The organism is Flavisericum labens (assembly GCF_045446075.1).
Classification (GTDB): Bacteria; Bacteroidota; Bacteroidia; order Flavobacteriales; family Flavobacteriaceae; genus Flavisericum; species Flavisericum labens.
Genome location: NZ_JBJJBQ010000006.1, coordinates 17,360 through 30,479 on the forward strand (window position 1 = coordinate 17,360; position 13,120 = coordinate 30,479).

Consider the following 13,120-nt stretch of genomic DNA (forward strand, 5'->3'; position numbering starts at 1 on the left):
GGTATTAAACCCAGTTTATTACCCAGTAGAATTAAGCGCGGTTTTAATTTTAAATTTTTTAATTGAATATTAAATCAATCCCAGAAAAATATATGTAATTTTGGCTTTTCAAAAACCGAGCCATACTTTTACAAAAATACATTTAAAAGCGTTGCGTACAAACAACTTTAAAATACTTTTTGCATTAAGTTTTACAGTGTTTATCAACACGTTAAGCTTCGCCCAAGACATCAAAAAGCCTCAGGATTCAATTAAGCCCGTAGCGCAAGAGCGAGCTATTATAAATGCAGACAGCACCTTAGCAGAAATTGCTTTGCAAAAAGAACAAGATTCTACCCTTACCGATTCCATAAAACCTAAAAAAGAACTTCTAGAGCACACAGTAACTTATCACGCCGATGATTATACGAGATTCGACCAAAAAAAGCAAAAACTGCACTTGTACAATATGGCAACCATTGATTATGGTGACATGAATATCTCGGCCGGAGACATTACCATAGATTACAACACAAACACCGTTTTCGCCAAAGGTATTACTGATACAATCGGAGAATATACCCAAAAACCCGTTTTAACAGAAGGCACTAATGTAGTTGAGCCAGACTCGATTATTTTTAATACAGATACAAAAAAAGCGCTCATATATAACTCAAAAACCGAACAAGGCGAAGGTACCGTAATTGCCTCGGTTACCAAAAAGGAAAACGATTCGGTTTATTTTTTAAAGAATGCTAAGTATACCACAGCAGAAAATCTTGAAGACCCTGAATATTATATAAAACTGCGAAAGGCCAAAGTGGTTCCTGGTAAAAAGATTGTAACCGGTTTGGCTAACTTATTTATTTATGATGTTCCTACACCTTTGGGTTTGCCGTTTGGCTTTTTCCCGCAAAGTGAAAAGCATACATCGGGCATTATCATTCCCTCATTTGGTGAACAGAACGATCGTGGATACTTTCTACAAAACGGCGGATATTATTTTGCCATAAGTGATTATGTAGATTTAGCCGTTTTGGGCGATTATTACACCAACGGTAGTTATGGTATGCGATTGGAAAGTTCTTATAAAAAACGCTATAAATTTAATGGCAACCTTAGTTTTAGGTACGAGAGTTTAATACGAAGTGAACGGGGTTTTCCTGATTATGCAAAAAGCACCATTTACAATTTAAGGTGGTCTCACAGTCAAGACTCTAAAGCCAGTCCAAACTCGCGCTTTTCTGCCTCGGTGAACTTGGGTAGCAGCAATTACTACCAATCTTCAAATAATCAGGTTAATGTTGGTAATAGGCTTAATAATACCTTAGCGTCATCGGTTTCGTATTCAAAAACCTTTCAAGGCGAACCGCAAGTTAATCTGAGTTTAACGGCTACCCACTCGCAAAACACCAATACAGAGTCCATCAATATGACACTCCCCACTTTACAAGGTAGTGTTGGCAGAATGTATCCTTTTGCGTCTAAAACAGGCTCAAAGAAAGGCCTCATTCAAAATATCAATCTTCAGTACAATTTAAGAGGTGAGAATCGTATTCAAACCACCGATTCGCTATTCTTTAAAAAGGAAATGTTTGATGATGCCAAAACAGGGCTTCAGCACACTATTCCCCTTAGTACCAACTTTAAGGTTTTTAAGTATTTCAGTATGAGTGCTAGCACCAGTTTTAATGAAGTTTGGACGTTTAAAACGGTTAATAAGTCTTATGACCTGGAGGAGGGTGAAACCATTACTGAAACGATCAATGGTTTCGATTCGTTTAGAACCTATAATTTTAGCACCAGCTTAGGAACCACTATTTATGGTACCAAAAACTTCGAAAAAGAAGGTGAAGACAGAAAATTAAAAGCCATTCGCCATATTATAAGGCCTTCTATAAGTTATAACATCAACCCAGCGTTCGACCAATACTACGATACTTTTGAAGCCGACGAAATTGTTGATGCAGACGGTACCACGAAGCGGGAACTGTTAGAATATACCCGTTTTGAGGGTGGTATTTTTGGTACACCGGGAAAGAATTTTTCAAGCTCAATGGGCCTTTCCGTTTCCAATAATTTAGAAGCTAAAGTTCGAGATAAAGATAGTACGGCAACAGAACCAAAAAAGATAATCCTGCTTAACAATTTAAACTTTAGCACATCATACAATTTCGCGGCAGACTCTTTAAAATTGAGCCCTGTAAGGATGAATGGAGGCACTCAATTGTTTAAAAACAAAATGAGTGTTAATTTTAGTGCGACTCTAGACCCCTATGCTTTAGATAACAATAATAGAAGGGTTGACAAATTTAATATTAATAATGGTGGCAGCCTTTTTAGACTTACCGGAGGAAATATTAACGCCAGCTGGTCGTTTTCAAGTAAGGGTGATTCAGGAAAAGAAAAAGACAAAAACATTGATGAAAACCTAAGGGGTGGCGGTCGTGCCGATGATTTATTTGGTGTGGCAGAAGATTTTTCCAATCAATCATATGATGAGGACCAAAATCAGGATGAAGATGAAACACCTAGCGAATTTTACAATTTTAAAGTACCTTGGAGTTTAAGGTTGGCTTATGCCGTTAATTACTCAAATTCGAGAAGACAAAGCGAAATATCTTCGCACTCCCTTATGTTTTCAGGAGACATAAAACTATCTGAAAAATGGTCGGTTGGTGCATCGTCAGGTTACGATTTCAAAAATCTTGGCTTCACCACAACCCAACTTCGTTTTGAGCGAGACCTATTAAGTTGGCGTATGAATTTTAGTTGGACCCCTTTTGGCGCATATAAATCATGGAATTTCTTTATTGGCATTAAATCCAGTCTGCTTAAAGACCTTAAATACGAAAAGCGCCGACAACCGGATTTAAGGCTATAATCGTAAAAGTTTAATTATGAAAAAAGTAATAACCACTTCAAATGCCCCTGCTCCCATTGGCCCTTACAACCAAGCCATTTTAACCGGAAACACGCTTTATATTTCTGGGCAAATAGCTCTAGATCCTGCAACAGGCAAATTAGTTTTAGACAACATTAAAGAAGAAACTACTCAGGTGATGCAAAATTTAAAAGCTGTTTTAAAAGCCGCAAATATGACTTTTGAAAACGTAGTAAAATCATCAATATTCATTTCTAATATGGATGATTTTTCTATCATCAATGATGTTTACGGAAGCTATTTTGATGAAGCTAAGGCTCCGGCCAGAGAAACGGTTCAAGTGGCCAAACTGCCCAAAAACGTTAATGTTGAAATTAGCATGATTGCTGTTATATAGCTCATTTTCCAAGCCAAAAAATCAACTTACCAGTCATTGCATTTGTTCACAGCTAGAAGAATAAAGTTTCAACTTTTTCTCCTTGAGAAAATGTCACCCGAAGTTTATAAGTTGCTAAGTCCGCTATTAAATGAGCAAAATCATTATTATTTTGCCATAAAATATCAATTTCAGTATTAGAGGCTTCATTAATTATCATGGTGCCTAAAAATGCATTGTGGGTATTTCTTAGTCTAAGAATTTTAAGTTGATTTTTCACAACATCTCTTTTTAACCCTTGTTCAATATCTTTAATTGATAAAGTTGTACGGTTAATTTCTTTATGCCCACCGCTTCCACCTTTGTCGGCCGCTTCATAGTTATTTTTACCGGCAAAAACATCAAGATACCAAACCTGTGGAATTCCTGGCATGAACATTTGTATAGCCCTAGCTAGCAATAATTTTTGCTCATTCTCGCCCAATGCACTGAAAAATGTTGCATTTACCTGATAATAAGATATTTTTTTTCCTCCGGCATCATAAAGATTTTTAACGCGTCCACCTCTTTTAATTACCAGATTCATAATAGATTCAATATCATCATCTTGCAACAAGCCTTGATGATAATTTCCATTAACATCTTTACCTTTTAAATCCAATACAGGGATTCCATCATGGCAACCAAGCATATTTACCGTTCTATAGCCTTTATCCAAAATTTCTTTAGCCCAAGTTAAGATGGCTTTACTCGATGCACTTTCAATGGTATGAATCATCAAACCGGGTAGAAAAAAATCATAAATTCTATAACCTTCCTTGGCAACTTCATCATGAAGTTTTAGTCCATATTCCGCATGAATTTCTGGTAATAATATTAAGTCGTTTTTCTGTGCTATTTGATTAATTCGCTCTAAATATTCCCAAGTGCCTGGTTTATTGAAAAAGTTTGACTGGCCAATTTCCTTGTGCAAATAGGCAAATGCATCAAGACGCAGAATTTTACAGCCGAAACCTTTTAACTTAGAAAGTGTTTCTTCGTAAAAATCCCAAACAAGCTTTGACTTTGCATTAACATCCATTTGACCCAAATAAGACCTGTTTTTATGGACTATATGGATGACCTCATTTTTATATTTGCCAAGGTTTTCAAAATCTACGGTGGCTAAATCTTGATTTTCGCTAATGGCAGCATTGATTTTATCGCAAATCAATGCTGCATTATCTAAAGTCAGTCCCTCAACTTTGTTTAAATCGTCTGCACTTATTTTATTGTATTTTATTTCTTGATAAAAGGTGTTCCAATAAGGTTGTTCCGAACCATCCGGAAACTGAACTTTTAATATGGGAAGCCCAGATTTCCTCATAAATAATTTACTCAGATATTCTTCATTTGGAATGATAACACCATTATAGTTCATTTTGCCATGACCTTCCCAAAACGCATTCCAATTAATAAAGAAATCTTTGTATTTGGATTGTTCTCCGTGTTTCAATAAATCTTTAAACTGCGGAGAGGCGACCGATAAATGATTTAGAACAATATCAAATTTCAGCATGATATTTAGTTCTTCCAATGCTCTTAAATCTTCTTTAGACACCAGTTCATCATTCAAATTGTAATCTATCACAGAAAACCCTCTATCCAAATCACTATTAAAAAAAGTAGGTAACACATAGAATAAAGAAAAAACATCTTTAAACTCTGGCCTTTTTAACATTGAAATCGTATCGCTTAGTTTTTCACCAATGCTATCCGGATATGCATTAAGCATCACACCATTAGAAATCTTATGATTGTTTATGTCTCGCATGAAATATCTATAAAAGATTGGATAAAATATCGATATTATCTGGTAGTCTACCCACATTTTGAAGTTTTAGGGCCGCCAATTGCAATGCAACCTCTAAACACTCTTCAATGGGTCTTTCTTTCACATAGGCAAACAAAAACCCAGACCAAAAGGCATCACCTGCACCCGTGGCATCCATAACTTTCTCTACTTTTTTGGCAGGTAATTGAATGACTTCTTCACCCTTTTGAGACAATTTAACGCCGTTGCTCCCCAAGGTTAAGCAGACCGTTTCTACACCATGGTTATGAAAAAACTCAAAGATGTCCTCGTGGGGTAGTCTTTGTTCAAAAAGACGGTGCATATCATCTTCGCTAATTTTAATCAATGGGTTAAATTGGCAGTACGTTTTAACTACATTAAGGGCTTCTTCTTGACTACTCCATAGCTTTTTTGCATAATTTACATCTATACTGAGTTTACAGCCTAACTCAAATGCTTCTTTGGCTTTTTTCAATATGGTAGATTGTGCCGGTTCTTTACTAAGGGCAAAACATGTTGTGTGAAAAATGTTGGTTTTTTTTAGTACATCTGGTGATATTTGATCCTCGGTTATGCAAATATCCGCTTTGCGAAAAGGAATGAAGTCTGGAGTTCCATCGGTTCTAGAAACAAATATGACACTAGTTGGTTTATCATCAATTTTTTTTACATAATCTGTTATAACCCCTACTTCGGAAAGACGCTGAAAAACATATTCTCCAAAACCATCATTGCCAACCGTAGAAACCAATACTGGCCTTAATCCCAAACGTGCAGAATTCATGGCAACATTGGCTGGTGAACCTCCCAAATACCTATGATAATCTCTCGTATTGTTAATATGAACGCCATGTTGATGCCCAATGAAATCTATCAACACTTCTCCAACACATAAAACATCTATATTTTTCAAATTAAATTAATTTATTGCCCAGTTATTTAGTGGTTAAGCTAATTTACAATTAGAATTCCTATTTCTGATTTTTGGAAAACAAAAACCCTTTCATATTTGAACGAAAACGTTTTCGGCTAATTACTAAATTCACTATTAAATCCGAAACTATTTAGTAAACACCATGTATTCCCAAGGTTTTAACTCTAATGTTTTATCATTTATAGTATAAGCTTTACCCGAAAAATAGTCTGTATATGTTCCGTAAGCAATCTCATTATTGATTTCAACCGATTGATTTTCAGAAGAAAAATTAAAAATTCCAATAACTTTGTTCCCAGTAACTTCTCGTACAAAGCCAACAACATGGTCATTATTTTCAATTGAAACTGGAAAACCACCTGCATCACCTGCCCAAATTGCAGGATTTTCTTTTTTCAATTTCACAAGTGATTGGTAAAATGGTTGCAAATTTTTTGGGTCATCCCATAGCATAGTATCTTTTTCAAAAAACTCAAGTCGCTTATCAAGTCCTACTTCCTGTCCGCCCAGAATAAGTGGAAACCCATGGGCCGTAAACACAAATACCGTAAAGACTTTATGCCCTTCACCAAACCTTTCAAAAGTAGTACCAACCCAAGAATTCAAATCATGATTGGATGTGTAGGTCATGCGCAATGCCGTTCTTCCATATTTGAACAAATCATTGTCTATCCAATCAGACAGGGCATTGGCGTTTTGTTTGCCTTGAGCAACTTCACGCATTATTACTTCAAATTCATCGGCATAACTACCATCTAAAATGAAGGTTTCATGCCCACATTCGGCCAACCAAAATAAATCTTTAATCGGGTCTAACGCTGCTCTAGCTTCTTCCCAAAGATAAAGCGGTATTTTGTCTCCGCAACCATGGTCCAACCTAAATCCATCAATACCCAACTCTACCCAAAAACGCATCGCTTCAATCATGGCTTTACGTGTTTCGGGCTTACTGTTATCAAGAAGGGCTGTATCCCACCAAACGTCTGTTGGACTCATGGCTTCATAAGTTACGTTGCCTTCTTTATCCCTAATATAATATTCGGGATGTTCCGTTACCCAATGGTGGTCGCGCCCCGTATGATTTGGCACCCAATCAAGAATCATATAAAAACCCATATCATGTGCTTTTTTAAGGAGGGTTTTAAAGTCTTCAATCGTTCCAAATTCAGGATTTACATCTGTATAGCTTTGTGGCGCATAGTAACTTCCTAAAGTGCCTTTTCTGTTGGTTTTACTTATTGGGTGGATTGGCATGAGCCACAATACATCAACACCTAATTCTTTAAGTCTGGGTAAATGATTTGCAAACGCATTAAACGTGCCCTGAGGCGTAAATTGGCGGATATTCACTTCATATATGGTGGATCCATGTATTTTTTGTGGAAATGTATCTTTGGTAGTTGAATCGGGTTCTAAAACAACGGCCTTTTCACCTGATTGATTTTTGCAACCAGATAAAACAATGATTAAGGAAAAGAGGAAAATAAAATGTTTCATAATATATATTCAGTTTAAATGACACATAACAGATAAAATATTTTATCAGTCATCGTTTTGTATTAATTATTTATATCGTCGTATATACCAATTAAATGTGTACGCACTTTTACGGCTACCAAACTATCAGCTTCGACCTGAATTTTCATAACATTGCTTTCTGTTAAAGGCATATGACATGATATGCAATTTGAAAACTCTTTGGCCAATGCGTTTTCTGCAATATTATGAACCTTATCTTTACCGTGACAAGTTACACAAGCATCATTAAAAAAATTTGCATTTCCTCGATTACTTTTGTGTGGATTGTGGCATGTTGAACAACTCATTTTTTCACTCCTTTTAAAGCATGCACTAGCTTGCAATAATCCATATTGATTACCATGAACATCCAAATCATACAGGGATGATTCATCATAATCAGGAAGTGAAAACTTGTCAAGATTATCACCAAGCATGAATTCAAAATTATCCTTTATCTGTTTTTCTCTTATTCCAGAATGGCATAAAGCACAGGCATCCAACTGTTGTGATTGGTTTAAATCTTTAAACGACAAAATATATTTTGCAATAGTATCCTTAGGATGTTCTAAGTGATGCAGGGTATGCCTTTTTACATCCCCATGACAACGTTGACAATCTATTCCATAGATTAAGGTTTTTTTATCAAATCTATTGTCATAGTATCTGTCGGTCCTCTTAGCAAAAGTGGTATGACATTCCAAACAACGCCCTGGAACTGGTCTTACTTGAACGGGTTTTGGAGGAAATCCTGGACTATTTATCCAATTATCGGTTGGAGTAAAATAACTTACCTGTAGTTGGTATAAAGCATCTCTGTCCCAAACCAAAAAGGACTGTCCTTTTGTTCCTGAACCAATAACCATTTGCATAGGTGCCGTGTACAAGATTTCATTGCTTTCTTTTAAATATAACTGTTGTACAAATGCAGTATCACTTATTAGCATCTTAAAAGCAGTTTGGTGGTTAATGCCTAAAATGTTTTCTCCGTCTGAAAAGCTTCCCTTAATACTCTTAGATGATGCTACGGCAGATGTATTATAGTGTGATGTATTTTTATGATTTTCCACAATGTCTTTGTGGCACTTTACACAGCTTTCCATACCAATATATTCCATACCATTGTGATGAATAGCCAAAGGTATTATAGGTTCATAATAATCCTTAGTTTTATTGCAACTTAAACCTAGAAAAAACACTAACAGTATAAGTCTATTGGTGCCATGTAAAAAAAAACAATGAAATTTATATACTATTTTCATGAGGTTTATGAACTAATTGGCGGTTGAATTAAATTACTTTCCAAAAAACTTAAGTTTTTTAATTTTATCTCGTTTTAGTTTTACAATTGAAACAATTACAGTCAGAAAAGTCAATACCAATAAAGTCACAAAACTCATTTTAAGGTTAAAGGCATCAGAAATAAACCCTAAAACAACAGGACCTACCATAACACCCATAAAGCCAATTCCCGACACGAATGAGATGCCCGCCGAAGCTGAAACACCGTTTGTTTTTCCAGCTATTCTAAATAATTCAGGCACGACGACAGATAAACCCAAACCTATGATACCAAAACCCAATACGGTTACTTCAAATTTGCTAAACAGCACTAATAAATATCCGAAGCCTGCCAAAACACTGCCAAATAAAATGGTTTTAATCGAACCTATTTTTGAACTTATCCCATCTCCAAAAAACCTACCAATGGTCATTGTTATTGAAAATAATACAAACCCAAATCCGGCAAGGTTTTTCTGTGGTATGGCAACCACTTCAAGTAAATATAAAGCACTCCAATGTTCAATAGCACCCTCGCTGCTCATTATTACAAAAGCTAAAAAAGCAATAATAAATAGCGGACTTAATGCTGTTAATTTGAGACTTTTTTTTCCCTTGGAAACTTGGGCTTCGATAATATTAAAGTAGTTTTTGGATAAATATATATTCATTGAAATAACCAATGCAGCCATAAGTATCATATGATAAACGGCGTTAGTAAAATATACCATTAAAAACGACCCTATTATGGCACCAATAGCGCCACCAAGACTGAAAAAACCATGTGCAGAAGACATAAAATTGTTTTGGTCTTCTTTTTCAATGTGGGAAACCAAAGCATTCATGGCGACATCTGTAGTTCCGGAAAAAACCCCGACTATAAATAATGCCAAACACAAGCTTAAATAATTATCGGCAATCAATGGGCCAGTAAAAGCAATTGCAAAAAGCGCTATACCAATAATTGTATATTTTCCTAAACCAATTTTCTTGGTAAGGTACGGTACCAAAGGAAGAAATACTAAAATACCCAAAGCCAAACAAAATAAAGCAAAACCAATTTGGGAATCGCTTAAACTTAATTTTTCCTTAACATGGGGAATATATAAAACCCAGGTCCCTATCATGATATTTAAAGAACAAAACACCCAAGCCACAGAAAAATAGCGCGATTTAGATAATATAAGTTTTAATGAACCCATATCAATTTAAAAGATTAATTCTGGCTCTGTGAGTTTGTTTAATTTGTTCAAATATTTGCTTTCCAAAAGTGACAGCCCATATTGGTAAGAGGCATTCATCCAACCAAAACCTTCTTGCGAAATGTACTCGAAATCGGTACCCACATTGCCGTATTCCGAAAACACTTTATGTGTAGCTGCAACCACATCATATTTTTCTGGGATAGTGCCGTTATAATCAACAGCACTTTTGGTAATCATAAACAACCAGCGGTATATGAGCTCTTGAGCTTCAATATTAAAACCATAATTTACCAAGCCTTTCCAAATCATCATTTGGTGCGGTGCCCAACCATTTGGGTAATCCCATTGCCTGTGAGGTCTAGATTCGCTAATTTCACCTCTGCTTTCCTCAGTACTTCCAGCAATCCCACCTTTCTCTTTTAAAAGTGGCATCGCGTTTTTAACTAACATTTCAGCTTGTTCTTTACTTGCTACATTAGTCCATAAAGGCACAAACGTAGTAGCGGCTATAAACTGGGATTGTTTTTTTGTAATATGGTTATAATCAAAAAACATACCCCTATTTTCATTCCAGCAGAATATATTGATTAATGATTTTCGCTTATTGGCTCTTTCAAACCAATATTGGCTAGTATATGTTTTAGAATCTGTTTCAAAACTATCGCTAAATACTTCTTTTATCAGTTCAGCAAAATCCAGTTCGTATTTATACAACAAAACATTGAGTTCCACCAAATTTAAATCGGCACAATTCCCTTCTATTCTGTAAGACGTATCATGCCCCGATTCCCTGACTGTTCTGTCGTGAAGAAAATAAGTATCCAAAAAATCATTATGAATTTCGTTATTCTGATATTTATGGACATAGTCTTGTATTGAGCAATTTGCCTCATTGGCAAATGGCTTTAAAATGGCGTCATAGTGGCCTTCTTCTGCCTCGGGCGGCATTCCAATGCCTTCGGCTAAATATCTATTTAACCCATTCTTTGTAAGTCGCTCACCTTCAACCATCCAAACGATTTTATATTCCTTTATAGCTGTTTTTAAATGACTTGCTAACCAATTTTTATCACGGGTAACTTCAAAAACCTCACGGACAAGGCTGCTGTAAAAAGGGGGTTGTGTCCTAGTTAAATAATAAGACCTATTGGCGTTCAATATTTTTCCATAGTGCTCTATTTCATACTGAAAATTATCAGTCATAGCCTTAGCCAAATGAACTTTGCCATCCAATATTAATCCTATAGATTCAAAATAGCTGTCCCAGCCATACATTTCGTTAAACCTTCCCCCTGGAACAACAAAAGGCACACCTTTTATTTCCTTGTCAATCTCTTCTAATTTTAAGGATAAAATGCCTGGTTTAGTATTTATTGATTTTACATATTCTGGGGTCAGTGTATTTGGCAATTTACATGCTAATATCGGAAGTTTTGTCTCTAATTTTTTATAGTAACCATAAGCCAATTCATCCTGAAACGGAATATATATGGGAAGTTTTTCTGAAGTTAAAGTTTCATTTTTAGTATCAGCAATAAGGTTTTTCACCCCAGTTTCATCCATACTTCTCGTTAAACCATTCCAATAGTAGTCACGAATCATTCTTGAAATCCGGGTTACAGGTGGCTCCTCAATTTTGGACAAGGGAATTTGTGACATTGTTTTTCCCTCAATTTTTGAAATCACCAATTCCTGCAATAAATTAGATAGCTGATAAGTACCTTTTACAACATAGTTCTCACCTTCAATGGAAATAATTTCAAATGATTTGGGTCCATTATCTTCAACAGTAATTTTTTTATCGCCATCAGTATCCTCTTGTTGCAACAAGCTGTTTAAGGTATCATCGATATGTACATTAAAAATCATGATTCAACTATAACTTGCTTTTTCGACATTCTATCTATTAACAAAACAAAAACTATAAGCAAGCCCATTGGTATCAAAAGAAAATAAAACGCACTTGCTCCACCAATACTTTCAAAAAGTTCACCAACAATTCTTGAACCAATAGTGCCTCCTAAAGCTGAAAAAATGATAATCAAACCAGACATTGGAGAATGCAAACTTTTGGGGAGCGAACTTAAAACCGTTGAATTTAAAAGCGGATAAATTGGTGCAATAAACAAACCTATTACGGGCAGAATAAAGCCTAATGACGGTACTTGAGACAGTCTTGAAATTTCGCCAATCGCTTCTACATCACCTTGCAATTGCGGCAAAATATAAACCAAAATACCGCCAGAAATGATAACGCAAATAACAACTAAAATGACCCAATTAATATATTTTGTTAAAAACCCGGCAATAAACCTTCCCAATGCCAAAGTAAGTGCCAAAATACTAGCCATTTGTACACTAAGCACGGAGCTAAATTTGAATATCTTTTTATTGAATGTTGGCAACCAGGACATAATGCCTTGCTCAATCATAACAAACAAAAATGCCGAAACAATAAACACCAAAACCAATGGTACAACCATTAACTTAATAGACTCTCTTAAATCGTCCTTTAAACTGGAACCAATGGCTTCAACTTCATATTCAACTTTAGAAAAAAGCAGGAAAACAAATGACGTTGCTATCAACGCACATAGCAAATAGTATACATTTAACCATGAATTTTCATCTTCAGAATAAAACGCTGGAAACAAGAAATAGGCCAACGCAATACCTACCATAAAAAACCCTTCTATGGAACTCATCATTGAGGCATGTTCTTTTTTAGAATCGGTTAAAATTCCTATGAGTGAATACACCGATAATTTTATTAAAGCAAAACTAACCCCAATGGTTAAAAACAAAACTTTTGTATAGAAAAAGGAATTGCCAAAAATCATTTGTAAACAACCAAAAAACACGATCCCCAGTGCAACTAGCATTGCTTTTTTATAACCAAAACGCGGTAAGAAAGAGGCAACTAAAAACGACACTAAAGCAATTGGCAAATCTTTAAAAGCCTCAAGTAACGAAGCTTGAGATTCAGTCACTTTGTAAACATCAATTGATTTTTCTATGACGATGCCAACACTATTCAATAGAATAGCAAACACAAAATAATTAAGATATATGGATATTTTAATTCCTAAATTTTTCATCTGATTAAACT

The 13,120-nt window shown here is 35.4% G+C and carries 9 protein-coding genes; 2 read left to right on the forward strand and 7 right to left on the reverse strand.

Annotated features, from left to right (window positions below; all coding sequences use genetic code 11):
* Positions 1–100 precede the first annotated feature (100 nt).
* Both ACIEHO_RS10995 and ACIEHO_RS11000 read left to right on the forward strand, forming a co-directional pair.
* Positions 101–2,863, forward strand: coding sequence for a putative LPS assembly protein LptD (locus ACIEHO_RS10995; protein ID WP_406971624.1), 2,763 nt, complete (start codon positions 101–103; stop codon positions 2,861–2,863).
* Positions 2,864–2,879: 16 nt separating this feature from the next.
* Complete coding sequence (locus ACIEHO_RS11000) at positions 2,880–3,260, forward strand: RidA family protein (protein ID WP_406971626.1); 381 nt, start codon at positions 2,880–2,882, stop codon at positions 3,258–3,260.
* Between the two features lie 52 nt (positions 3,261–3,312).
* Here the strand turns inward: ACIEHO_RS11000 and ACIEHO_RS11005 are convergent, their stop codons facing one another.
* The 7 genes from ACIEHO_RS11005 to ACIEHO_RS11035 form a co-directional block, all read right to left on the reverse strand.
* Positions 3,313–5,052 carry an alpha-amylase family protein gene (locus ACIEHO_RS11005; RefSeq protein ID WP_406971628.1) on the reverse strand — a complete coding sequence of 580 codons (1,740 nt, stop codon included), beginning with the start codon at positions 5,050–5,052 and terminating at the stop codon, positions 3,313–3,315.
* 7 nt (positions 5,053–5,059) lie between these two features.
* The gene (locus ACIEHO_RS11010) at positions 5,060–5,986 is read right to left on the reverse strand and encodes a carbohydrate kinase family protein (protein WP_406971630.1); all 927 of its coding nucleotides are present in this window, start codon (positions 5,984–5,986) and stop codon (positions 5,060–5,062) included.
* Positions 5,987–6,133: 147 nt separating this feature from the next.
* Positions 6,134–7,504, reverse strand: a complete 1,371-nt coding sequence (locus ACIEHO_RS11015) for an alpha-amylase family glycosyl hydrolase (RefSeq protein ID WP_406971632.1) — start codon at positions 7,502–7,504, stop codon at positions 6,134–6,136.
* A gap of 62 nt (positions 7,505–7,566) precedes the next feature.
* The gene (locus tag ACIEHO_RS11020) at positions 7,567–8,787 is read right to left on the reverse strand and encodes a multiheme c-type cytochrome (protein ID WP_406971634.1); all 1,221 of its coding nucleotides are present in this window, start codon (positions 8,785–8,787) and stop codon (positions 7,567–7,569) included.
* Between the two features lie 33 nt (positions 8,788–8,820).
* The gene (locus ACIEHO_RS11025) at positions 8,821–10,008 is read right to left on the reverse strand and encodes an MFS transporter (protein ID WP_406971636.1); all 1,188 of its coding nucleotides are present in this window, start codon (positions 10,006–10,008) and stop codon (positions 8,821–8,823) included.
* Positions 10,009–10,014: 6 nt separating this feature from the next.
* Positions 10,015–11,880 carry a trehalase family glycosidase gene (locus tag ACIEHO_RS11030; protein ID WP_406971638.1) on the reverse strand — a complete coding sequence of 622 codons (1,866 nt, stop codon included), beginning with the start codon at positions 11,878–11,880 and terminating at the stop codon, positions 10,015–10,017.
* Positions 11,877–13,109: an MFS transporter gene (locus tag ACIEHO_RS11035; protein ID WP_406971640.1), complete on the reverse strand. Its 1,233-nt coding sequence runs from the start codon at positions 13,107–13,109 to the stop codon at positions 11,877–11,879. Before ACIEHO_RS11035 ends, ACIEHO_RS11030 begins: the two co-directional genes overlap by 4 nt.
* Positions 13,110–13,120 lie beyond the last annotated feature (11 nt).

Coding starts and splice junctions, on each gene's coding strand:
- ACIEHO_RS11015 (WP_406971632.1), bottom strand. CDS start 7,504: ATGAAACATTTTATTTTCCTCTTTTCCTTAATCATTGTTTTATCTGGT.
- ACIEHO_RS11020 (WP_406971634.1), bottom strand. CDS start 8,787: ATGAAAATAGTATATAAATTTCATTGTTTTTTTTTACATGGCACCAAT.
- ACIEHO_RS11035 (WP_406971640.1), bottom strand. CDS start 13,109: ATGAAAAATTTAGGAATTAAAATATCCATATATCTTAATTATTTTGTG.
- ACIEHO_RS11025 (WP_406971636.1), bottom strand. CDS start 10,008: ATGGGTTCATTAAAACTTATATTATCTAAATCGCGCTATTTTTCTGTG.
- ACIEHO_RS11000 (WP_406971626.1), top strand. CDS start 2,880: ATGAAAAAAGTAATAACCACTTCAAATGCCCCTGCTCCCATTGGCCCT.
- ACIEHO_RS11005 (WP_406971628.1), bottom strand. CDS start 5,052: ATGCGAGACATAAACAATCATAAGATTTCTAATGGTGTGATGCTTAAT.
- ACIEHO_RS11030 (WP_406971638.1), bottom strand. CDS start 11,880: ATGATTTTTAATGTACATATCGATGATACCTTAAACAGCTTGTTGCAA.